General features: G+C 64.1%; 12 protein-coding genes and 2 pseudogenes. 11 read left to right on the top strand and 3 right to left on the bottom strand.

Annotation, left to right across the window (positions count from 1 at the left end; translation table 11 throughout):
• Positions 1-210: 210 nt before the first annotated feature.
• Positions 211-930 (bottom strand): DUF899 domain-containing protein, encoded by a 720-nt coding sequence (locus tag PSEMO_RS25345; RefSeq protein ID WP_075805703.1) that lies wholly within the window; start codon positions 928-930, stop codon positions 211-213.
• Positions 931-1243: 313 nt separating this feature from the next.
• Between PSEMO_RS25345 and PSEMO_RS25340 the strand changes: the two genes are divergently transcribed.
• The 10 genes and pseudogenes from PSEMO_RS25340 to PSEMO_RS25300 all read left to right on the top strand — a co-directional run bounded on the left by PSEMO_RS25340 (position 1244) and on the right by PSEMO_RS25300 (position 19969).
• Positions 1244-2011 carry an efflux RND transporter periplasmic adaptor subunit gene (locus tag PSEMO_RS25340; RefSeq protein ID WP_086937267.1) on the top strand — a complete coding sequence of 256 codons (768 nt, stop codon included), beginning with the start codon at positions 1244-1246 and terminating at the stop codon, positions 2009-2011.
• A pseudogene (locus tag PSEMO_RS34410) lies at positions 2008-2239 on the top strand (HlyD family secretion protein); the annotation flags it as partial. The gene PSEMO_RS25340 and the pseudogene PSEMO_RS34410, both read left to right, overlap by 4 nt.
• 83 nt (positions 2240-2322) lie before the next feature.
• Positions 2323-3327 (top strand): annotated as a pseudogene (locus PSEMO_RS25335) (efflux RND transporter periplasmic adaptor subunit); the annotation flags it as partial.
• Complete coding sequence (locus PSEMO_RS25330; protein ID WP_178392058.1) at positions 3324-5423, top strand: site-2 protease family protein; 2100 nt, start codon at positions 3324-3326, stop codon at positions 5421-5423. The pseudogene PSEMO_RS25335 and the gene PSEMO_RS25330, both read left to right, overlap by 4 nt.
• 118 nt (positions 5424-5541) lie before the next feature.
• Positions 5542-6039: a GNAT family N-acetyltransferase gene (locus tag PSEMO_RS25325; protein WP_075805700.1), complete on the top strand. Its 498-nt coding sequence runs from the start codon at positions 5542-5544 to the stop codon at positions 6037-6039.
• Positions 6036-6404 carry a DUF6916 family protein gene (locus tag PSEMO_RS25320; protein ID WP_075805699.1) on the top strand — a complete coding sequence of 123 codons (369 nt, stop codon included), beginning with the start codon at positions 6036-6038 and terminating at the stop codon, positions 6402-6404. Before PSEMO_RS25325 ends, PSEMO_RS25320 begins: the two co-directional genes overlap by 4 nt.
• The gene (locus PSEMO_RS25315) at positions 6397-7002 is read left to right on the top strand and encodes a phage tail protein (RefSeq protein ID WP_075805698.1); all 606 of its coding nucleotides are present in this window, start codon (positions 6397-6399) and stop codon (positions 7000-7002) included. The genes PSEMO_RS25320 and PSEMO_RS25315 overlap by 8 nt, the downstream gene beginning before the upstream one ends.
• Positions 7003-7093: 91 nt before the next feature.
• The gene (locus tag PSEMO_RS25310) at positions 7094-16567 is read left to right on the top strand and encodes a DUF4347 domain-containing protein (protein ID WP_075805697.1); all 9474 of its coding nucleotides are present in this window, start codon (positions 7094-7096) and stop codon (positions 16565-16567) included.
• A gap of 50 nt (positions 16568-16617) precedes the next feature.
• Positions 16618-18093: a TolC family protein gene (locus PSEMO_RS25305; RefSeq protein ID WP_075805696.1), complete on the top strand. Its 1476-nt coding sequence runs from the start codon at positions 16618-16620 to the stop codon at positions 18091-18093.
• Positions 18094-18397: 304 nt separating this feature from the next.
• Positions 18398-19969: a TerC family protein gene (locus tag PSEMO_RS25300; RefSeq protein ID WP_075805695.1), complete on the top strand. Its 1572-nt coding sequence runs from the start codon at positions 18398-18400 to the stop codon at positions 19967-19969.
• Here the strand turns inward: PSEMO_RS25300 and rarD are convergent.
• Positions 19932-20819: an EamA family transporter RarD gene (gene rarD, locus PSEMO_RS25295; protein WP_075805704.1), complete on the bottom strand. Its 888-nt coding sequence runs from the start codon at positions 20817-20819 to the stop codon at positions 19932-19934. The two genes, PSEMO_RS25300 and rarD, sit on opposite strands and share 38 nt — an antisense overlap.
• A gap of 40 nt (positions 20820-20859) precedes the next feature.
• Positions 20860-22440 (bottom strand): EAL domain-containing protein, encoded by a 1581-nt coding sequence (locus PSEMO_RS25290; RefSeq protein ID WP_075805694.1) that lies wholly within the window; start codon positions 22438-22440, stop codon positions 20860-20862.
• A 330-nt stretch (positions 22441-22770) separates the two neighbouring features.
• Between PSEMO_RS25290 and hppD the strand changes: the two genes are divergently transcribed.
• Complete coding sequence (gene hppD, locus PSEMO_RS25285) at positions 22771-23847, top strand: 4-hydroxyphenylpyruvate dioxygenase (protein ID WP_075805693.1); 1077 nt, start codon at positions 22771-22773, stop codon at positions 23845-23847.
• Positions 23848-24573 lie beyond the last annotated feature (726 nt).

Here is a 24573-nt window from a genome sequence, read left to right as displayed (position 1 = left end):
GGGTTTGGCCGATGACCAGAATGTGCAGGGGAGTGGCGGGCATGGGCGGGTGGGGCCTTGGCAGAAAAGGTGCGTATTAAAGCAGATTCATTGATGTCGTCTTCAAGGGCCTCATCGCTGGCAAGCCAGCTCCCACAGGGTTCGCGGTGCACGCGGTCCCTGTGGGAGCTGGCTTGCCAGCGATGAGGCCCTCAGCAACAGCACAAAGTCCTAATGGCAGCACTCTTGCTTCTGGCTACCTTCATCATACCGATCATGATGCCGCACCCAATCCATGGTCCCTTCCTCATTCCGCCCCTTGGGCATCAGGTCAAGGAAGTTGTAAGTCCCAACGAGAATATCCAGCCCCCGGGCATAGCTCGAATAGGTATGGAACACAGCCCCGCTGGCATCCCGGTAGAACACACTGAGCCCCGGCAACTCGGTCTCGTTGCCGCTGTAGGGCTCATAATTGTATTCCGCCCCTTCCCCTGACGGCGTGACCCCGAAGTCCCGGTTGAAGCTGCTGCCATGAGACGAAACCCAGGCGAATTTCCAGCCCATGCGCCGGCGAAACGCCTGGAACTCGGCATAAGGCGCGCGCGACACCGCCACCAGTGATACGTCGTGATGGGCCAGGTGCAGGTTCGCCCCGTCAAAGTGGTCGGCCAGGAACGAACAGCCCGGGCAGCCTTCCTCCCAGCCCTCGGCAAACATGAAGTGATAGACCAGCAACTGGCTGCGCTCGGCGAACAGATCGTCAAGGCCCAGGGCGCCGTCCGCGCCTTCGAAGCGGTAGTCCTCTTCCACCTTGACCCAGGGCAGGGCGCGGCGGGCGGCGCTGAGTGCGTCGCGCTGATGGGTGAAGGCCTTCTCGTGCAGCAGCAACTGGCGGCGGGCGCCGAGCCATTCGCGGCGGGTGACCACCGGGTGCTTGCGATCGTTGTTCATGACGGAATCTCCAGTGAAGGTGACTGTGGTCGTCTGGTGTGCCCGTCAATAGACAGCCAGGTCAGCCAATCTTCACAAATCCGATGAGCGGGACGCTTCCGGTGGCTGCGAAACGTTGATAGCATCGAGCCACCTCGTCGACCGTGGAATTTGTGACGTCCGTCTCAGTTCCCCGGGTTCCGACTCAGGTCCCCTTTACTTGGTGTGATGACTAAAAAGTTACCGCCCTGTGATAAACGGCTATCACGTTCTGTGAAGAGCAGCCGATACCCCGATTGAAACGAATCCAGACCTTTGACAGGGACGTAGTGCGATGAAGCAGGCAGTGTGGTGGGCGGCGTTGGCCTTGATGACTGGTGTTGCACAGGCCGCGACCGAGAGCAGCGATCCGTTGCTCGATGGCGCCACCTCCAGCGGCGGCAGCGAAGTGCGCGGTGTATTGCGCGCCCGGTCCCAGGCCGTGCTGGCCAGCGAACTGCCCGGCCGGGTCACCGACATGCCCTTTACCGAAGGGCAGTCGTTCAGCAAGGGCGATGTGCTGGTGCGCTTCGACTGCAGCGCCTACCAGGCCCAGGCCAATGCCTCCGCCGCCGCCGTGCGCGCGGCCCGTGAAGAGCTGCGCAACAAGCAGCAACTGGCCGCGTTGAACTCGGTGGGCAAGTTCGAAGTGTCCCTGGCCGAAGCGCGCCAGGCCCAGGCCCAGGCCGAAGCCCAGGTCTACCAGGTGCAGGTGCAGCGCTGCCAGATCAAGGCGCCTTACGACGGCCAGGTGGTGCAGCGCCGGGTCCAGGCCCACGAAAGCGTGGCCAGCGGTGCGCCGCTGCTGGAAATCGTCGATAACCGTTCCCTGGAAATCCATCTGCTGGTGCCGTCGAGCTGGCTGGGCAAGCTCAAGCCGGAACAGACCTTCAGCTTCGTCCCCGATGAAACCGGCAAGCCGATCGATGCGGTGATCAAGCGCCTCGGTGCGCGTATCGACGAAGGCAGCCAGACCCTGCTGCTGATTGCCAGTGTCCCGGCCAATACCCCGGGCCTGCTTTCTGGCATGAGCGGTACTGCGCACTTCGCGGAGAGCAAATGAACGCTCCCGTCCCCGGCGCCCTCGAGCAGCTGCTGGCCCATTACCTGAAGCTGGAGCGCCAGGCCCGGTCTGCGCCTTCGGTGGAGGAACTGGCCTTCAGCATGGTCAACGACAGCCAGCCGCTGTTCGGCTATCGCCATGGCGCGCTGTTGATCACCGGCAAGGTCCGTGCGCTGACCGGGATCAGTTCGGTGGAACCCAACGCGCCGTTCGTTGTGTTTATCGAACGGGTGGCCAAGCGTCTGGCGGCCGGCGAACGCTTCGCCCTGCCGGGCGCCGTGCCGCCCCAGGACCTGGACCAGGCCAGCCGTGATGACTGGCAGGCGCTGTCCGCTCCCCATGCTTTCTGGTTGCCGTTGAAGGATCGCCAGGGCGAGGTGTTCGGCGGCCTCTGGCTGGCCCGCGACAACCCCTGGAACGAAGCCGAGCAAGTGCTGCTGGCTCAGCTGGGTGATTGCTACAGCCACGCCTGGCTTGCCCTGCAACCCGGCAAACCGTGGCGCCTGCGCTGGCCGGCGCGGACCCGCTGGGCCCTGGCCGCCGCGCTGTTGCTGGCGTTGCTGGTGCCGGTGCGCCAGTCGGTGCTGGCACCCGCCGAAGTGGCGCCGCGTAACGGGCAGATCGTTGCCGCGCCGCTGGATGGCGTGGTCGCCGAATTCCTGGTCAAGCCCAACCAGCCCGTCAAGGCCGGCGAGGTGCTGGTGCGTTTCGACGCCACCACCCTCAAGGCCCAGGCCGATGTCGCCGAGCGTACCCTCGGGGTAGCCGAGGCGGAGTTCAAGGCCAACACCCAGCGCGCGTTTTCCGATGCCGATTCCAGTGCCCGGCTCGATCTGCTGGCGGCCCGGGTCGAGCAGAAGCGTGCCGAGCGTGATTACGCCCGCGATCTGCTGGCGCGCAGCGAAGTCCGCGCCGAGCGTGACGGTATTGCCGTGTTCGCCGACGCCCAGCGCTATATCGGCAAGCCGATGCGCACCGGCGAGCGCCTTATGGAGATTGCCGACCCGGCCCAGGCCGAGCTGCGCATCGAACTGCCGGTGGCCGATGCCATCGGCCTGGAGAAGGGCGCCGAAGTCGCGCTGTTCCTCGACAGTGATCCGCTGAACCGGCACAACGCCGTGCTCGAACGCGCCGCCTACCAGGCGCAGAGCACCCCGGCCGGGCAGCTCGCCTATCGGCTCGACGCCCGCTTCGAGAATGCACCGCCGCGTATCGGCCTGCGCGGGACTGCCAAGGTCTTCGGGGACCGTGCGCCGCTGGCCTTGTACCTGTTGCGCCGGCCGCTGGCGGCCCTGCGCCAGGCGGTGGGCCTGTGATGCTGCCGGCGCTGCGTCCGGACCTGCAGCTCTCGGCGGGTGCGCCGGGGCTCGACGGTTCGCCCAGCTGGACCCTCGCCGATCCGTTGCGCGGACGCTATTTCAAGCTCGGCGCGCCGGCCATGCGCCTGCTGCGCCATTGGGCGCTGGGCGATCCGCAGAAGGTGCTGAACGCCGCCAATGCCGAGCCGGGTGCCCCGCTGGCCGGTGCGGCAGTGGAAGAGTTGCTGCGCTTCCTGCGCGGCCATGACCTGGTCAGCGCCGTGGACGAAGAGCAGCGCGCCAGCTATGCCACCAAGGCCGCAGCCCAGCGCCAGGGGATCTGGACCCAGGTCCTGCACAAATACCTGTTTTTCCGCATTCCCCTGTGGCGCCCGGATGCCTTCCTCAACCGCACCTGGCCCTGGCTGGAGCGCAATGGTCGCAACCTGCTGCGCTACGGCCTGCCGACCGTGCTGCTGCTCGGCCTGTTCCTGGTCATGCGCGACTGGGAGCGTTTCCTCTCGACCTTCCCGCACCTGCTGAGCCTCGGCGGCATGGCGGCCTTCGCCATCGCCCTGGGCTTCGCCAAGCTCTGCCATGAATTCGGCCATGCCTACATGGCCAAACGCGCCGGTTGCCGGGTACCGAGCATGGGCGTGGCGTTCATGGTCCTGTTGCCGATGCTCTATACCGATGTCAGCGATGTCTGGCGCGTGCAGGACCGGCGTACCCGCCTGCTGATCGGTGCCGGCGGCGTGCTTGCCGAGCTGATCCTCGCCTGTATTGCCCTGCTGGCCTGGTCGCTGCTGCCGGACGGGGCAGGGCGCACGGCGGCGTTCATGCTCGCCAGTGCCACCTGGATCACCACCCTGGCGATCAACGTCAATCCGCTGATGCGCTTCGACGGCTACTTCCTGCTCAGCGACCTGTGGGGTGTCGACAACCTGCAAGGCCGCGGCTTTGCCCTGGGGCGTTGGCACCTACGGGAAAAACTCTTCGGCTACGGCGAGCCGATGCCCGAGCGCTGGTCGCCAAAAATGCGCCGGCGCCTGCTGACCTGGAGCTACGCCTCGTGGATCTGGCGTGCAGTGTTGTTCTTCGGCATCGCCCTGGCGGTCTACCACCTGTTCTTCAAGGTGCTGGGCATCTTCCTGATGATGGTCGAGCTGGTGTGGTTCATCGGCCTGCCGATCTGGCGTGAATGGCAGCACTGGTGGAAGCACCGGGACAAGGCCCAGCCGCGCAAGGTGCTGTTCCTCGGTGCCGGTCTCGCCCTGGTGCTGGCCCTGCTGATCGTGCCGTGGCGCAGTGGCGTGGAAGTGCCGGCGATGCTCGAAGCGTCCCGTTTCAGTGCCTTGCATGCGCCGGCGGCAGCGCGCATTCGCGAAGTGCTGGTCAAGGATGGTCAGCAGGTCGAGGCCAACCAGGTGTTGATAACCCTGGAATCGCCCGACCTCGAAGCGCGCATGGCGATCGGCCGGCGCGAAATCGAAATACTCCAGCTGCAACTGCGGCGCCAGTCCGGGCGTAGCGAAACCGCCGCCGACAGCGGCATCCTCGAGCAGCGCCTGGCCGAAGCCGTGGCCGAATACCGCGGCCTGGCGGCCCAGCGCGAGCGTCTGGTGCTGCGTGCGCCGCATGCCGGGACGCTCCGGGACCTGGCCGATAACCTGATACCCGGTCGCTGGGTCGGTACCGAGCTGCCTTTGGCGCAGATCGCCGAAGGTGGCCTGCGTCTGCGCGGTTATCTGGCCGAGGCCGATCTGTGGCGGGTTGCACCTGGGACCACGGGGCATTTCGTCGCCGACGACGTATTGCGCGATTCCCTGCCTGTAGCGCTGCAGGCCGTGGATGCCAATGGCGTGACCTATATCGATCAGGAGGCGCTGATTTCCGATCATCACGGCCCTATCGCCACCCGCCGGGATGAAGAGAAGAGGGCGCAGCCGCTGCAGGCGCAATACGGTGCGCAATTCGTGCTTGAAAACAGTGCGCCACAACAGGTTTCACACCCCGTGCGCGGCCTTGTGGTGCTGGACGGAAAAAGCGAATCACTGCTGTCCGCCGCATGGCGACGTATGGCTGCAATTGGAGTGCGAGAAAGTGGATTTTAGTAGTGCGATTGTAAGACAGTTGGGTTAATCTGCTGTCAATTGGCCATATTTCTAAGTGTGACGCCCGTCACGTAAATAATTAGCTCGCAAAGTATCGCTTACAGGGAAGTTTGCTTTGATGTCGAAGTACGCTGTGACACTCCGTGCCTTGCATTCAGATGATATGGCATTTATCGAGCGCCTCTACGCCGGCTCGCGCGCCTTCGAGATGTCGCATAGCGGCTGGCCCGTCGAGCAGATCGTCGCTTTCCTCAGTCAGCAGTTTCACGCCCAGCACACTTATTACCAGGCCCACTATCACGATGCCGATTTCTGGATCATCGAGCATGAGGGGCAGCCCATCGGACGCATCTACATGTTCTGGGGCCCGAGCACGATGAACCTGGTCGACATCATCCTGCTGCCTGAATACCAGGGGCGGGGAATCGGTTCGGCATTGATCGAAGAACAACTTCGGCGTGCCGATGAGCTGGGCCTGATCGTGAATCTGTTCGTCGAGACCTATAACCCCGCGCAGCGCCTTTATGGGCGCATGGGCTTTGTCGTGTGCGGCAACAACGGCGTGTACCTGCAAATGCGCCGTCAACCGCAGGCCCTCTCCAGGAAGATTTCATGAGCGAATCCACCGCTTTCCTCATCCCCACCCGCGAGGAACTGCAACAGGCCGATCCCGAGGGATTCCTGCTGCAGATCACGCCCGAGCGGGCGTTGAAAGTCAGTTTGCTGCAAGTCCGTGAAGGGCTGCCGATGACCCCCGACTACGACTGTTATTCCCTGCTGATCGCGTTGCCCCAAGGGGTGCGACTGCCGCAGGCCACGTTCAATCTTTTCGGCCCGGGGCGCGAGCAGCCCTGGATGTTGCTGATGTCGCCGGTCAGGCCCGAGCCCGATGGACGGCAGGTGCTGGAAGCGGTGATTCACAGCACGCGTTCCCAGGATTTTTCCAACGCATGTCAACGTAAGGAAGTGTCTGATGTCTGATCAATATCTCGGCGAAATCAGGTTGGTGGGTTTCAACTTTGCCCCCTATGGCTGGGCGCAGTGCATGGGGCAGATCATGTCTGTCAGCCAGAACGCTGCGCTGTTCTCGCTGCTTGGCACCATGTACGGCGGCAACGGCCAGTCGACCTTCGCGCTGCCGGACCTCCAGGGTCGGGTTCCGGTCGGCTACGGCACCAGCACCAACGGCGCCCCGACCTACGTCCAGGGGCAGGTCGGCGGGGTTGCGAGCATCACCCAGCTGGTTTCGAACATGGCTGCGCACAGCCACCCGATCGCTTCCACCCTGGCGGTGCAGGTCGATCCGACCACCGTGCTGAACGTTGAAGCCAACCTCACCGAACCGGTTGCGGGTAGCTTCCTGGCCTTGCCGGTCGATGGCAACGGCAACGCTATCAACCTGTTCCACGCCCCGGATGCCACCAAGAGCCAGATCAAGCTGGCGTCCAACAACCCGACGCTGACCGGCACCATCAACGCCGCCGTCTCCGGCCAGAGCGTGCCGATGTCGGTGATCAACCCGTATGTGGCGGTCAACTACATCATCGCCATGCAGGGTCAGTACCCGACCCGCGGCTGATTGCTACAACCGGCGCTGCCCCACGGGCAGCGCCACTTTTTCGAGTGCATCGCCCAAGCAGGCGGTGCCAAGGCACTCCAGGAGGTGCAGCATGAAATTCATCGAGCGATTCTCGCGCAAGTCCAGCCAGCAGCCGCAGCCGGCCGATGCCGTACAGGCCCCGCTGTTGATGGCTCTTGAACCGCGGATCATGTTCGATGCGTCCGTTGGCGTGGTCGCCCAGGACGCCGCGGCCGATGTCGCCAGCGACACGGCCAAGGACAGCACCTCCGCAGACAAGACCGCTGTTTCGGCCGCCAGCGCGACCAGCGCCGCCAGCGGCAGCGCGCAGAACAGCCAGCGCCAGGAAGTGGTGTTCGTCGACGGCCAGGTAGCCAATGTCGGCGAGTTGCTGCAGGGCCTGTCGGGCAATGCCGAGGTGGTGATCCTCGACCCGAACAAGGACGGCCTGCAGCAGATGGCCGATTACCTCAAGGGCCGCGAAGGGCTGGATGCGATCCACCTGCTGTCCCACGGTGCCGATGGCAGCGTGCAGATGGGCAACCTGTGGCTGTCCAACGCCAACCTCGCCGAGCACCGCGCAGAGCTGGAAAGCATCGGCGCCGCGCTCAAGGCCGACGGCGACCTGATGCTCTACGGCTGCCGTGTCGGCGAGACCGAGCGGGGCCAGGAGTTCATCGACCAACTGGCGCAGATCACCGGCGCCGATGTCGCCGCCTCCGCCGACGATACCGGTGCTGCGGACCTGGGCGGCAACTGGACCCTGGAGCGTACCAGCGGCGCCATCGAGACCACCGCCCTGGGCGCGCAACTGCAGGGCTACGAGGCCCTCATGTCCGTCGCCTTCAGCGGCGATCTCAGTGCTTCCGGGCCGGTCCTGGGTAGTGGCCAGCTGTCGCGTATGGTGATCGGCGACTTCAACAATGATGGTCGTGACGACATTCTCTATCAGATTGGCGGTGACGGAACCAACTGGCGCTTCGCTGCGGGCAACGCCAACGGCACCTTCACCGTGGTCGAGCAGGGGCAATCGCCGTTTTCCGGCGTGACGCTGATCAATGCCGTGACCAACGGCATCAACTACTACGCTGCGGATTTCGACAAGGACGGTGATATCGACCTGCTCGGTGTGGAGTCCGGTGGCGCCGCGTACCTGTACCGCAACAACAACGGTGTGTTCGCCCGTGAAACCGTGACCAGCTTCGGTGGCACCCAGTACAACGTGCGCCTGGTAGTGGGCGACTTCGATGGCGATGGCGCCGCCGACATCCTTTATCAACCCGGCAACGTCGACTCCGGCAACAGCTGGCGCTACGCCAAGAACAACGGCGACGGCACCTTTACCGACGTGGCCCAGTCAGCGTCGCCGTTCGCCGCATTCACCCTGGGCAGCTACAGCTCGTTCAACTACCGGGTCCTGGATTTCGATGGCGACGGCGACCTCGACATCATGTGGGTCGCCAACGGCTCCAAGGGCACGCTGTACGTCAACAACGGGGGCAGCTTCACCCTGGGTTCGACCACCAACTTCCCGACCACGCCTTACGGCGGGCGTACCCTGTGGGGCGATTTCGACGGTGACGGCGATGCCGACGTGTTCTACCAGAACGGCACCAACGGCAGCGAGTGGATGTACGGCACCAACAATGGCGACGGTACGTTCACCACTGTCGCGCGGGCCAGTTCGCCGTTCGCCGGCCTGAGCATGGTCGACTTCAGCAACAGCAACTTCCGCGCCGGCGACTTCGATGGTGATGGCGACCTGGATGTGATCGGCATCTCGGCGACCGGCAGTTCCTACGTGTACTACCAGTCCGGCACCACCCCGCGGCTGGTCAGCGCCACGCCGGCCGACGACAGCCTCAATGTGTCGCCTGCCGCCAATATCGTGCTGACCTTCAGCGAGAGCGTGACCAAGGGCACCGGCAATATCTATATCGTGCGCACCTCTGACGGGCAGGTCGTGCAGACCATCCCCGTCACCAGCGCCCAGGTGACCGGCAGCGGCACCACCTTCACCATCGACCCGAGCGACCTGGCCCAGGGCACTGCCTATGCTGTGCGTATCGACAGCAAGACCTTCGTCAACACCGACGGCAAGGTCTACAAGGGTATCTACAACAATACTGCGCTGAACTTTACCACCTCCGTCGTGCAGGCCCCGGTGATCAGCAACCTCAACGGCGATTCTGTCAGCTACACCGAAGATGCCGCGTACGTCCTGATCGACCAGAACAGCAACGCCGTCGTCACCGACGCCGACTCGGTCAACTTCGCCGGCGGCAAGATGACCGTGCAGATCACCTCGGGCCTTGCCAGTGGCGAAGACGTGCTGTTCATCCGCGACCAGGGCAACGGGGCCAACCTGATTTTCGTCACCGGCGCCTCGGTCATCTACAACGGCCTGGTGGTCGGTACCTTCACCGGCGGTACCAACGGCAACCCGCTGGTGATCACCTTCACCAACAACGCCAACCCGACTACCGTCTCCGCCCTGGTGCAGAACCTGGCGTACCGCAACTCCAACAGCACCGAGCCGTCGACCACCGCGCGCAGCGTGTCGATCGCCATGGATGACGGTGCCGGCGGCAGCAGCACGACGTCGGTGGTCAGCCTTTCCGTAGTGGCGGTCAACGATGCGCCGGTGGTCAACATCACCGCGACCAACCCGACCTACACCGAGAACACCTCGGCGGTGCAACTGTTCAGCGGCGCGACCATCAATACCGTCGAGTCCGGGCAGTCGGTGCTGCAGATGGTCTTCACCGTCAGCGGCATCGCCAACGGCTCGTCGGAGAAGCTGGTCATCGACGGCACCGATGTGACCCTGGTCCAGGGCACCTCGCTGACCACCTCGGCCAATGGCATCAGCGTCACTGTGTCGGTGAGCAGCGGCACGGCCACCGTCACCCTGGACAAGGCCGCCGGCCTGTCCACGGCGACGGCGCAGACCATCCTCAACAACATCGCCTACCGCAACGACAGCGACACCCCGATCACGACCAACCGGGTCGTGACCCTGAGCTCCGTGAGCGACAATGGCGGAACTGCCGGCGGTGGCCAGCCTACTGCTGCCGTGGGTATCTTCAGCACCGTGACCGTGGTCGGCATCAACGATGCGCCGGTCCTCTCCGGCGGGCCCTACAACTTCGTCACCATCAACGAAGACAGCACGGCCACTGGCGTGCAGATCTCGGCCATACTGGCCAGCCACACCATGACCGACGCCGATACCGGCGCCCTGCGCGGTGTCGCGATCATCGCCAAGACCGGCAACGGCACCTGGCAGTATTCCACCGACAACAGCAACTGGACCGACTTCGGCGCCGTCTCCAGCACCAGCGGGCTGTTGATCGCCTCCGCCACCTATGTTCGCTACGTCCCGGACGCCGCCAACGGCGAGACCGCGACCCTGACCTTCCGTGGCTGGGACCAGACCACCGGCACCGCCTCCGCCAACGGCATCCGCAGCACGGCCGATACCACCAACAATGGCGGCACCACGGCGTTCTCCATCGGTACCGGCGCGGTCAACCAGATAGTCACCTCGGTCAACGATGCACCGGTCATGATCGGCGTAGCGCCGACCCTGGGCGGCCTCACCGACACCTCGATCAACAACGGTGGCGCGCTGGTCAGCGATCTGCTGGGCGGTGTGACCGACGTCGACACCGGCGCGCTGAAGGGCATGGCGATCACCGGCTTCACCGCGGACTACGGCAAATGGCAGTACAGCACCAACGCCGGCAGCACCTGGAGCGATATCGGTAGCGTTTCCGTCACTACCGCGCTGATCCTCACCGCGCAGAACATGGTGCGCTTCGTGCCGGACGGCATCCACGGCGAAACCGCGACCATCACCTACAAGGCCTGGGACCAGACCAACGCCACCTTCGGCCTGCAGGGCACCAAGACCAATACCACCACCTCCGGCGGTACTTCGGCCTATTCCAGCCAGTTCGACACCGCCACCGTGGTGGTGACCGCCGTCAACGAACGCCCTGTGGTGACCCTGACCGGCACTGCGGCCATCTGGACCGAAGCCAACAACGCACCTTCCAACCGTATCCCGGTGGACTCCGGGGTGACCGTGTCCGACCCGGACGGCCCGAACCCGCTCAGCGCCACCGTGCGCCTGCTGACCTACTACAGCTCCCAGGACAGCCTGGCCTTCGTCAACGACGGCCTGAGCATGGGCAATATCGTCGGCACCTGGAGCGCCGGCACCGGCATCCTGACCCTGACGTCCGCCGGCAACCTGGCGACCGCCGCGGAGTTCCAGGCCGCAATGCGCGCGGTGACCTACGGCAACTCCTCGGACACCCCGAACACCACCAGCCGTACCATTCAGTTCCAGATCACCGACGGTGGCAACATGGCCTCCATCGCGGTCACCCGCGATGTCACCATCGTCGCGGTCAACGATTCGCCGACCATCAGCGCCCCGGTTTCGCAGTCGATCAACGAGGACATCCCGACCGCGCTGAGCTCGATTACCTTCAGCGACGTCGACTCGACCCTGGGCATCGTGACCTTCTCGCTCGTCGGAGGTACCGGTACCCTGAGCGCCACCGGTGCCGGGGGCGTGACCGTGGGCGGCACCTCGACCGCGCTGACCCTGAGCGGCACCCTGGCCAACATCAACCTGTTCATCGCCAACAACCGCCTGGTCTACACCCCGGCGGCCAATGCCAGCGGTGATGTGACCCTGACCATCAACGTCAACACCACCAGCGTGTCCGACGCCACCACCACCATGACCCTGCAGGTCCAGGCGGTGAACGATGCGCCGGTGGCCACCGTGCCGCCGTCCATCACCGTGACCGAAGACGTGTCCAGCGTGATCACCGGCATCAGCTTCACCGACATCGATGTCGGCATCAACGCCGTCACCGCGACCTTCTCGGTACCGAGCGGCACCCTGAGCGCGACCACCGGCCTGGGCGTCACCGTCGGCGGTTCCGGCACCGGCCTGCTGACCCTGACCGGCAGCCTGGCCGATATCAACTTCTTCATCGCTGCCAACGGCCTGACCTTCAAGACCGCCCAGGACGCCACCGCCAGCGTGATCCTGACGGTCAACATCAACGACGGCGGCTTCAGCGGCAGCGGCGGCGAGCAGACCGACACCAAGACCGTGACCCTCAACGTCACCGCGGTCAACGATGCCCCGGTCAACAATGTGCCGGGTGTGCAGACCGCCTCGCAGAACGTTGCCCTTGGCTTCAACACCGCCAACGGCAACGCCATTTCGATCAGCGATGTGGACGCCGGCAACGGCCTGATTACCGTGACCCTGACGGCCGTCAACGGCACGCTCACCCTGAGCAACCTCAGCGGCATCAACATGGTCAGCGGCACTGGCCTGAACAACGTCGTCATGATCTTCGAGGGCAACCGCACCAATCTCAACGCGGCGTTGCAGAGCCTGACCTTCCGGCCGACCAACAACTTCCTCGGCGCTGCCAGCGTGACCATCGAGACCAACGACAACGGCAACTCCGGTACCGGTGGTGCCAAGTCCGATGTCGATACCATCTCGATCAACGTGATTCCGGTGAATCCGAAGGTCACCAACGTCTCGGCCCAAGGCCTGGACCGCACCGTGAAGATCGGCGACGAAGTGCTGATCAGCATGACCTGGGACCAGGTGGTCAACGTCGACCTGAGCAGCGGCAGGCCGACCTTGCTGCTGGAGACCGGCCTGGTCGATCGCAATGCGGTCTATGTCAGCGGCACCGGCAGCAACACCCTGGTGTTCAAGTACACCGTACAGGCCGGCGATATCAGCGCCGACCTGGACTTCCAGAGCACCGCGGCGCTGCAACTGAACGGCGCGGTGATCAGCAACAATACCAACGACCTGGCAGTCCTGACCCTGCCGACCGTGGGCGGTTCCGACTCGCTCGGCGGGCGCAGCAATATTGTGGTCGACGGCGTGGTGCCGGTGGTAGGCAGCGTCAGCGCGCCCACCAATGGCACCTACATCACCGGCCAGGGCCTGGACTTCACCGTCAACTTCAACGAAGCGATGACGGTCGACACCACCACCGGCGTGCCACGCATCGCCGTGACCCTGGATACCGGCGGTACCGCCTATGCCGAATACGTCTCCGGCAGCGGCAGCAGCGCCCTGGTGTTCCGCATGGTGGTCGCCAGCGGCCAGCTGGACAGCAACGGCATCACCCTGGGCAGCAGCATCGACACCAACGGCGGGGCGATCACCGACCTGGCCGGCAACGCTACCGTGACCACCCTGAACAGCGTGGCCAGCACGACGGGCGTCAATGTCGACGGCATCGCGCCAAGCGTGGTCAGCGTGACTCCGCCGGTTGACGGCAGCTACAAGGCCGGCGACGTGCTGACCTTCACCGTCAATGCCAGCGAAGCCTTGCAGATTGGCAGCCTGGCACCGCGCCTGGTGCTGGATGTCGGTGGTGTCACTCGCTACGCCACCTATGTGTCCGGCAGCGGCAGCGGCGCGCTGGTGTTCCAGTACGTGGTGCAGACCGGCGACAACGATGCCAACGGCATCGCCGTCAGCAGCCTGGACCTGCGTGGCGAACAACTCACCGACCTGGCGGGCAACGACATCGACCCGACCCTGGGCAGCGGCAACCTGCCGGGCGTGCTGGTCGACACCACCCGGCCCTTGGTCCAGAACATCAACTTGCGCGATCCGGCGAGCATCAACCTCCTGGGGTCGGCCACCTTTGACGTGATCTTCTCGGAAACGGTCAGCGTCGTCGATCCCCGTTTCTTCGTTGTCGCGGTCAATGGCAACACCACGGTGTCTATCGATAGCATCACCAGCCTGGACGGCAAGACCTGGACCGTGAAGGTGAGTGGCATCACCGGGCAAGGGCACGTGGGTATCATCGTGAGCGGCAGTGGAGTCGTTGATGCTGCGGGTAACACAACCACCGGCTCCGTCGGCCCGGTCATCTACCACTTCGACCGCGTCGCACCGAGCATCACCAGCGTCAGTGTGCCGACCAATGGCACCTACGTTGCCGGACAGAGCCTCGACTTCTCCGTGACCCTGGATGAAGACGTACAACTGACCAGCAATGGCCAGTCGCCAAGCATCCTGGTGAACCTGGGCAATGGCCAGACTGCTCTCGCGCTCCTTCAGAGCCAGACCGGCAACCGGACCCTGACCTTCCGCCTGACCGTCGAACAGGGCCAGCTCGATACCGACGGGATTACCCTCGGTTCCTCGATCAACCTGAACGGCGCTACGCTGCGTGATGCCGCGGGCAACGATGCCAACCTGACTCTGAACAACGTCGGCGATACCTCGGGTATCAACGTCGATGCAGTGGCGCCGGTGATCGACTCCGTGACCCTGCCGCCGAATGGCGAGTACCGCATTGGCGAGGTGCTCACCTTCACGGTCAACACCAGCGAGAACCTGGTGCTCGATACCAGCGGCGGTACGCCGTACCTGCTGCTCGATGTCGCTGGAATCCCGCGCTACGCCATGTATGTGTCCGGCGGTGCCGACGGCAAGATGGTCTTCGAGTACAGCGTGCAGCCAGGGGAGAACGCCACCGGCCTGGCGATCACCCGCCTTGACCTCAATGGCGCCAGTGCCCGCGATGCGGCGGGCAACGCCATGGTGCTGGATGTGAACGGGGTGGGGGATACCAGCGGTATCGTTATCGACAACACCGCCCCGACCCTCGTCAACTTCACCCAGTTGACCGCGTCGCCGACCGCTTCCAGCAGCGTGGTGTATTCCCTGCTCTTCAGCGAGAAGGTGAGCGGCGTCGACCAGGCCCTGACCCTGAGCTTCACCGGTACGCTGCAAGGCGCGATCGAGAGCATCACCTCGGTCGACGGCAAGACCTGGCTGGTCACCGTCAGTGGCCTGACCGGCCAAGGTAACGTGCGCCTGGCGATCGACACCGCAAACGGCGTCAAGGATGTGGCCGGCAACCCGGCGCGTGGCTACTCGACCGCCTCGGAGTACCGTGTCGACCGGGTCGATCCGACCGTGGCCAGCGTCAGCGTACCGGCCGCCGGCACCTACGTGGCCGGGCAGAACCTCGACTTCACCGTGACCATGGACGAGAACATCGAGATGGTCGTCAGCGCTAACAGGCCAACCATCGAAGTCAAGCTGGGCAATGGCCAGACCGCGTTGGCTACCTATGTGAGCCAGACCGGCAGCCGTACGCTGCTGTTCCGCATGACGGTTGCCGAAGGCCAGATCGACAGCGACGGCATCGCCCTGGGGGCCTCGATCAACCTCAATGGCGCCATCCTGCGTGACAGCGTGCGCAACAATGCCGATACCACGCTCAAGAACGTCGGCGACACCCGTCAGATCCTGGTGGATGCGGTGGTACCGAATGTCACCGGCGTGACCCTGCCGGCGGCAGGTACCTACCAGGTAGGCAGCGTGCTGCGCTTCGATGTCGCGGTCAGCGAGAACGTCAATGTGGTGACCAGCAACGGCGTTCCGCGCCTGGTCCTGGATATCGGCGGGGTGACCCGCTTCGCCAGCTACGTTTCCGGCACCGGCACCTCGATGCTGACCTTCGAATACACCGTGGTGGCTGGCGACAATGCCAGCGGCATCGGTGTGGCCAGCGTCGTCGACGTGAACGGCGGCACGCTGCGCGATGCGGCCGGCAACGACATGACCCCGCAACTGAATGCACCGGCCAGCAATGCCGGCGTGATCATCGACACCGCGCCGCCAGTGCCACTGAGCATCGTCGCCGAGGGCGCCTACCAGGCCAGCGACCGCAGCCTGAGCTTCACCCTGACCTTCAACGAAGCCGTCAGTGGGGTCGACACCGGCGACTTCTCGCTGCTCGGCACCCAGAGTGCCACCGGTACGGTGCAGTCGGTGCAGCAAATCGATGCACGCACCTATCGCATCGTGGTGAGCAACATCACCGGCCAGGGCAGCCTGTCGCTGAACCTCAACGCGCCGGGCAGCGGCATCCAGGACGCGGTCGGCAACCTGATGACCCAGTCCCTGGCCAGTTCTGCCCAGGGAATCCCGAACCAGGACGTCGGCGATCTGGAATACCGCATCAACCCGCCGGACACCTCGAATGCTCCGCAACCTTCGGTGATCCAGCCGCAGGTACCGGGCATCATCATCAACGAAAGTATCTCGCCGCTGGCCCCGGGCTCGCTGTTCGAAGTGCGTACCGTGGGCGGCGACCTGAAACCGCTGGGCACCATATTCCTCGGCCAGGCCGGCAGTGCGCCGAGCTTCATCGCCCAGGTCTTCGGCAGCAGCGACACCGGCCTGGGTGGCGGTGACGGCCAGGGCTTCCTCGGCTTCGGCGGCGGCAATGGCGGGATCTTCGGCGGCAGCACCTTCGCCACCATCTTCGGTCGCGAGGTACCGGGCGTCACCGAGATGAACGTGTTCAGTGGCAGCCAGTGGAAACAGAGCGACCTCAACCAGGGGCTGCGCGGGGTGTTCGGCGTACCGACCTTCGGCCAGCAACTGCAACAAATCAACGAAGCCGACCAGCGCCACGTGCGCGAATTGGCCAAGGCCCTGGCAAAACCGGCAGAGATCGGACAACGGGCATGAAAAACAGCACAACTCTTGAGAATCGAGCCGTACCAGGGGGCGGCGCAAGGATGAACAACAAACACAAACTGTTTGCCGCCAGTCTGTTGGCATTGGCCATTACCGGCTGTGCCGTCAAGACCGACCCGATCGAACGCAGTGCCAGCGAAGAGCGTGCCCGTGCCGACATGGCGCAGATCTACAAGGACCAGGAGCCCCTCAGCGGGCCCCTGACCCTGCACCAGGCCATGGCTCGTGCGGTCAAGTACAACCTCGAAGCGCGCCTGAAGGTGATGGAAGAAGCCCTCGGCCAGCGCCAGCTGGACCTGGCGCAGTTCGACATGCTGCCACGCATGGCCCTGTCCGCAGGCTATGCCGGTCGCAACAACGTCAGCGCTTCCAGCAGCCAGAGTATCCGCACCGGTACCCAGTCCCTCGAGCCTTCGACCTCCCAGGACCGTGACCGCGACGTGGCCGACCTGACCATGGTCTGGAACGTGCTGGACTTCGGCGTCAGCTACCTGGGCGCCAAGCAGCAGTCCGACCAGCGCTATATCCTCCAGGAGCGCAAGCGCAAGGTCATCCACACCATCACCCAGGACGTGCGTTCGGCCTACTGGCGGGCCGTGGCGGCGGAGCGTCTGCTGACCCAGATCGACACGCTGATGGGGCGCATCAACCAGGCCCGCATCAACAGCCAGCTGATGAGCGCCCAGCGCATCGGCGACCCCGTCCAGGCCCTGAGCTACCAGCGCGCCCTGATCGAGGCCACCCGCCAACTGGAAGAGCAGCGCCGTGCACTGACCCTGGCCAAGACCGAGCTGGCCGCGCTGATCAACCAGCCGATGGACAAGCCGTACACCCTGGCGCTGGACAACAACTACGCGGTGCCGGAGCTGCATGTCGACTTCGCCAGGCTGGAGCAGCAGGCCCTGGCCAGCCGTCCGGAACTGCGCGAGCAGGACTACCAGTCGCGGATCAGCGCCACGGAAACCCGCAAGGCCATGCTGCGCATGCTGCCGGGCCTGGAGTTCTCGGCCGGTGGTCACTACGACAGCAACTCCTTCCTGACCAACCAGAGCTGGGCTGACTACGGCCTGAAGGTCACCTGGAACCTGTTCAACGTGATTTCCGCACCGACCGCGATCAAGGTCGCCCAGGCCGGCGAGAACGTGGCCGATGCACGTCGCCAGGCGATGTCGGTGGCGGTGCTGGCCCAGCTGTACGTGGCGCGGGCCAACTTCGAGGAAGCCAGCCGCCAGTTCAAGACTAGCGAAGAGATGGCCAATCTCGACGGGCAGATCGCCGATCAACTGCGCAATCGCTTCAAGACCAACAACATTGGTGAGCTGGAGCTGATCCAGGGCGAGCTGAACAACCTGCAGACCCAGCTCAAGCGCGACCTGTCCTACGCCGAAATGCGCAATGCCTACTCCCAGGTGTTCGTCAGCACCGGCGCCGATCCGCTGCCGAAGGAACTGGCGGACGACAAGGTGCAGACCATCGCCAATGCCTTGCAGAGCAGCGAGGACAGCTGGAATCGTTGATTCTGCTGTGTAGGTGAGGGCCTCATCGCTGGCAAGCCAGCTCCCACAGGGTTCGGCAGCGCCGCGGACACTGTGGGAGCTGGCTTGCCAGCGATAGGGCCCTCACTGACCACAAAGAAGTCTGGCCTTACACATTGAAATACTTTCCCTGTGTAGTAAAACGCCGCTACAACTGTAGGATCGACATCCCAAATTGATCTCAGGTTGATATGACTTCCTTCTCCTCGGAGCCCCCCAGTACCAGGCCTTCATGGCCTGTCTTGTTTTCCCGTCCCCGTGACCTGTCCTGCATGAGTGCCCATCCATGGAATGGCTAGCCGATCCCACCGCGTGGCTGGGTCTGGCCACGCTGATTGTCCTGGAACTGGTCCTGGGCATCGACAACCTCGTCTTCATCGCCATCCTTGCCGATAAGCTGCCGCCCCATCAGCGCGACCGCGCGCGGGTGATCGGCCTGTCCCTGGCCTTGATCATGCGCCTCGGCCTGCTGGCCTCGATCTCGTGGATGGTGACCCTCACCGCGCCGCTGTTCGAGGTGTTCGACAAGTCGTTCTCCGGACGCGACCTGATCATGCTGTTCGGTGGTGTGTTCCTGCTGTTCAAGGCCACCATGGAGCTGCACGAGCGCCTCGAAGGCCATGTGGTGCAGGCCGGCGGCCCGGTGCGCCATTCGGCGTTCTGGCCGATCGTGATGCAGATCGTCGTGCTGGATGCGGTGTTCTCCCTGGACGCGGTGATTACCGCCGTAGGCATGGTCGAGCACCTGTCGATCATGATGATCGCGGTGATCTTCTCCATCGGCATCATGATCGTCGCGAGCAAGCCGCTGACCCGCTTCGTCAACGCCCACCCGACCGTGATCATGCTGTGCCTGGGCTTCCTGATGATGATCGGCTTCAGCCTCACCGCCGAAGGCCTGGGCTTCCATATTCCGAAAGGCTACCTGTACGCGGCGATCGGCTTCTCGTTGCTGATCGAAGCCTTCAACCAGCTGGCCCGGGCCCGGCGCAAGCGCAGCCTGCAGCAGCACAAGCCGCTGCGTGAGCGTACCGCCCATGCCGTGCTGCGCCTGCTGGGCGGGCGCCGGGTGGAAGCCGACGAGGTGGGTGAGGAAATCGCCGACCTGGTGGGCGATGGCGAGGAGCAGGTGCTGTTCGATCGCCGCGAGCGGGTGATGATCAGCGGCGTGCTGAACCTGGCCGAACGGCCGATCAGGACGGTGATGACGGTGCGTGCCGAGGTCGATGCCATCGACCTGGCGCAGCCGCCGGAGGCGATCCGCGAGGCACTGATGAACTCCTCGTACTCACGCCTGCCGCTGATCCGCGGCGGTCGTATCGAGGAGCCGCTGGGCTACGTACACAAGAAGGAACTGCTCAAGGAACTGCTGGCCGGTGGCGAACCGGACCTGGAGCAACTGATGCGCGCACCGTTGAACCTGCTGGAGAGTTTCAGCATCCTCAACGCCCTGGAGCAGATGCGCAGTGAATCGACGCACATTGCCTTCGTGGTCAACGAGTTCGGTGATTTCACCGGTGTCCTGACCATGACCGACATTCTCGAGTCGATTGCCGGCGAGCTGCCCGACGCCAGCGAAGTGGAAGGCCCGGGCATCGTCGCCGATGGCGATGGCTACCTGGTCAGCGGCGCCCTGAACCTGCGCCAGATCCAGGCGCAGACCGGGTTCGCGGCCAAGCCCACCGACGACTACCAGACCCTCGCCGGGCTGGTGATGAGCCTGCTGGACCGCCTGCCGATGGTCGGCGACCAGCTCGCCTGGGATGGCTGGTCGCTGACCGTGGTCGAAGTGGAAGAGCGCCGCGTGCGTCAGGTCCGGCTTACACAGCCGGCCGACGCTGCCGCAGCAGGTGCCTGATGCCTTCGATGACCAGCACCACGACCGCCAGCCAGATCGGCAGGTAGGTCAGCCACTGATCCGGGGCGATGCTCTCGCCCAGGATCAGTGCCACCATCACCAGCAACACTGGTTCCACATAGCTGAGCAGGCCGAACATGCTGAACGCCAGCATCCGGCTTGCCAGCACATAACTGATCAACGCCAGTGCACTGATCGCCCCCAGCAGCGGAATCAGCCCGTAGAGCTGTGGATGGCTGGCCAGGTCACTGGCGTTGAGCGGTCCGTTGACCACGAAGTACAGGGCCGCCGGCGACATCAGCAGCATGTCGGTCCACAGGCCGCCCAGGTGGTCGGTGCGCAGGCGTTTGCGCAGGACGAAATACACCGGATAGCCACCGGCGACCACCAGCACTTCCCAGGCGAAGCTGCCGTGCTGGTACAGCTCGTGGCCGACCCCGGTGGCCGCGCAGGCCACAGCGACCTTCTGCAGACGCGACAGGCGCTCGCCATACACCAGGCGCCCGGTGATGACCATGGTCAGTGGCAGCAGGAAATACCCCAGCGACACTTCCAGGCTGCGCCCTTGCAGCGGTGCCCAGAGAAACAGCCACAACTGCACGCCCACCAGGGCCGAGGTCGCGCACAGGCCGAGGAACAGCGCGGGCGTCTGCCTGACCCGGCGCATCAGCCCGGTGACCAGCGACCAGTCGCGGGTGACGATCATGAACAGGGTGGCGCAGGGCAGGGTGAGGAGCATGCGCCAGCCGAAGATCTCCTCGCCATCGAGTGGGGCGAGGAGGGAGGTGTAGTAATACATCACGGCAAATAGGCAGGATGCCATCACCGATAGAGCAATGCCTCTGGACAAGGGGGCCTCGAACAACAGTAAAGCGGGAAGGATTGACCGTTCATGATCTCAGGGCCGGCTCCGGTTCGGCAACCGCCGCAGCCCCCGGCTGTTCGCCCAGGGCCTTGATGAAGTCGGCCAGGGGCATCGGCCGGCCGAACAGATAGCCCTGCTGGTAGTCGACATCGAAGCGGGCCAGGTAGTCGCGCTGCTCCGGGGTTTCCACGCCTTCGGCGACGATGCCCAGGCCAAGCTTGGCGGACAGCTCGATGATGCTGTCGAGGATATGCAGGGACAGGGCATCGACACCGATCATGGCGACGAAGCTCTGGTCGATCTTCAGGTAGTCGATGTTGAAATGGCGCAGGTAGCTGAGGCTTGACTGGCCGGTGCCGAAGTCGTCGATCGCCAGCAGCACGCCCATAGCGTGCAGGCGTTCGAACAACTGGTCGGTGACCGGGCCGGGCTTGATCGGGGTGCGTTCGGTGAGTTCCAGGGCCAGTTGCAGGCGGCCCGGGGGAAAGGCGTCGAGCAGGGCCTGGCAGTCGTCGCACAGGCTCGGGTCCTGGCAATGGGCGGCGGTGATGTTGATTCCCAGGTGGAAACCCTCCTCGATCAGGTGGGCGTGGGGGGCCAGGTCACTGGCCACCCTGGCCATCATGCGCCGGGTCATCGCCACGATCTGCCCGCTGTGCTCGGCGTAAGGGATGAACAGGTCCGGCCGCACCAGGCCATCCCGCGGGTGGTGCCAGCGCATCAGCACCTCGGCGCCGGACCAGCGGTAGTCGCCACGGCGCACCACCGGCTGGAAATACGGCACGAACTCGTCGGCCTCCAGCGCCCGCTGCAACTCGGCCCGGGGCGACGAGGCGCGGCGTAGTTGCCAGTAGCAGACGGTGCCCGCACTGGCGCCGAGAAACAGCAGCAGGCCGAACAGCGCCGGGTACTCGCTGCGCATCAGGCGCCAGGCCCGACCGTTTTCGAAGCCGCTGTAGAGGGAAAAGGCGTAGCGTTGCGAATCCACCCGCTGCGCGGCCAGCGGATAGCCCGGCACCGCGCCCTCATGCACCTGGCCGAGCTTGTCGATCCAGTGCCGGCCGACCTGCAGGCGCAGGTCGATATCCGGGGCGATCAGCTCCAGGGCGCTGGTCAGGTGGTCGCCGTCCAGGGTGGTGATCGCTCCTCGCGGGCCGTCGCTCAAGCGATACACCAACAGCGGATGCCCGGGCGTCACCGAGTTGCCGTCCATCAGCCACAGGCTGCCAGCGGTGTAGTCGGCGGGGTCGACCTTTTCGCGGAACTCGCCGAACAGCGATGTGCAGTAGATTTCGTCGTTCAGGGTCAGGTTGGTGGAGCGCACGAAGGAGCGCCGGGTGACCTGCTCGCGCAGGGCCAGGTCCACCTCGGGGCAGGGCCTGCCGGCCAGGGGCAGCAGGGTGCGTGCGGCTTCGGCGACGTTATCCAGCACGCCCTCCAGATGCCGGACGGCCTGGCGGGCGCTGTTCTGCGCACGGGCCTCGAGTTCCCGTTCGGCCTGCCAGTGCATGATGGCGAGTCCGCCAAGCACCGGCAGCAGGCCCACCAGCCAGGGCAACAGACGACGTGACAGGCGCGTACGGCGACGGGCTTTGTGCAGGGGCATGGGCGGATCCATCCTGAAGCTGTCCGGACAGCATAGCGGGCAAATGAAGGCGCCTATGATAGGTGTTACGGGGTAGATAAAGCAGTGCGCGACAAATCGAATTACGCCCTGTAGAATCGCGTTACGAATACAACAATAAGGTTCTCCGCTCTCGGGGAATCAAACCCGCCGCACATGGGTCTTCTATGAAGTGTCATGGATTCAAACTGATTCTTGGTGACTACCTTGCTCGCAGTACCCGGGGCATTTCCTGCGCGCCACCACGTTCACTCGCATCGACCGAACAGTAACTCGCGTTATTCAACCGTTTTGATGATGAGGCATACGAACATGGCAGATCTCTTTGACAACCCGATGGGCCTGATGGGCTTTGAATTCATCGAATTCGCCTCGCCGACCCCCGGCACCCTTGAGCCGATCTTCGAGATCATGGGCTTCACCAAGGTCGCGACCCACCGCTCCAAGAACGTCCACCTGTACCGCCAGGGCGGGATCAACCTGATCCTCAACAACGAGCCGAAGAGCGTCGCCTCGTATTTCGCCGCCGAGCACGGCCCGTCGGTGTGCGGCATGGCCTTCCGCGTGCGCAACGCCCATGAAGCCTATGCCCGGGCCCTGGAGCTGGGGGCGCAGCCGGTGGAAATCGAGACCGGTCCGATGGAACTGCGCCTGCCGGCGATCAAGGGCATCGGTGGTGCGCCGCTGTACCTGATCGACCGTTTCGAGGAAGGCAGTTCGATCTACGACATCGACTTCAACTGGATCGAAGGTGTCGATCGCAACCCGGCTGGTGCCGGCCTGAAGATCATCGATCACCTGACCCACAACGTGTATCGCGGGCGCATGACCTACTGGGCGGGCTTCTACGAGAAACTGTTCAACTTCCGCGAGATCCGCTACTTCGACATCAAGGGCGAGTACACCGGCCTGACCTCCAAGGCCATGACCGCGCCGGACGGCATGATCCGCATCCCGTTGAACGAGGAATCGTCCAAGGGTGCCGGGCAGATCGAAGAGTTCCTCATGCAGTTCAACGGCGAGGGCATCCAGCACGTGGCCTTCCTCACCGACGACCTGCTCAAGAGCTGGGATGCCCTGAAGAAGATGGGCATGCGCTTCATGACCGCGCCGCCGGAAACCTACTACGAGATGCTTGAAGGCCGCCTGCCGGCCCATGGCGAACCGACTGCCGAGCTGCAATCTCGGGGCATCCTGCTGGACGGCTCGTCGAACCCGGACGACAAGCGCCTGCTGTTGCAGATCTTCTCGGAAACCCTGATGGGCCCGGTGTTCTTCGAGTTCATCCAGCGCAAGGGCGACGATGGTTTCGGCGAGGGCAACTTCAAGGCGCTGTTCGAGTCGATCGAGCGTGATCAGGTGCGCCGTGGGGTGCTGAGTACCGACTGAGGGTTGTTTGTCGTTGCTGATGGCCTCATCGCTGGCAAGCCAGCTCCCACAGGGATCGCGTGCATCGCTGGACCTGTTGGAGGTTTGCCAGCGATAGGCATAGGTACCTACACATCTCTCAGCCCCATGCTGAGTGCTCTGGCTCTGGCTCTGGCTCTGGCTCTGGCTCTGGCTCTGGCTCTGGCTCTGGCTCTGGCTCTGGCTCTGGCTGTTGCTTTTGATCTGCTTTTGATCTGCCGCGACTTCAGGAGGCTGAGTGGAGCGCTGATGTAGGGGGTGGAGGGCCATGGATGGCGCGGCCCCCGGAAGCAGTGCGGAGGGAAGGAACCCGGAGCGAAGCGTAGGGCCGGATGCAGGAGCGGAGGCCTTTTGCTTACTTTTGGGCCTTTTTTCCAAAAGTAAGCCGCCGTAAGGGCGGAAGGGTGATTCTGGGGCGCTGCATGTAATGGATATGCCCCCCATTTCTGTACCCGTCGCTTCGCCCTTAGGTCCTGCTTTTTGTGAGCATATCCATTCACTTTGGTGACATTTAGTCACCTTTTCGCCCTTACGGCGACTCCCTTTTGGAAAGGCCCAAAAGGAAGCAAAAGGCCTCCCGGGGTATGACTCACCCACATGGGTTACAAATCAGTTCACTCACATAGGTAACAGTTTTTAACTGGCAGGGTCGGTTTTCGAGGATCTGACTATGCCTTGGCGAGAGCTAAAACCTATGGACCTCAAACT

The organism is Pseudomonas putida, assembly GCF_001941965.1.
GTDB classification, from domain to species: Bacteria; Pseudomonadota; Gammaproteobacteria; order Pseudomonadales; family Pseudomonadaceae; genus Aquipseudomonas; species Aquipseudomonas putida_L.
The sequence above is the reverse complement of the archived record's forward strand: the minus strand, read 5'-3'. Positions and strand labels throughout refer to the sequence as shown.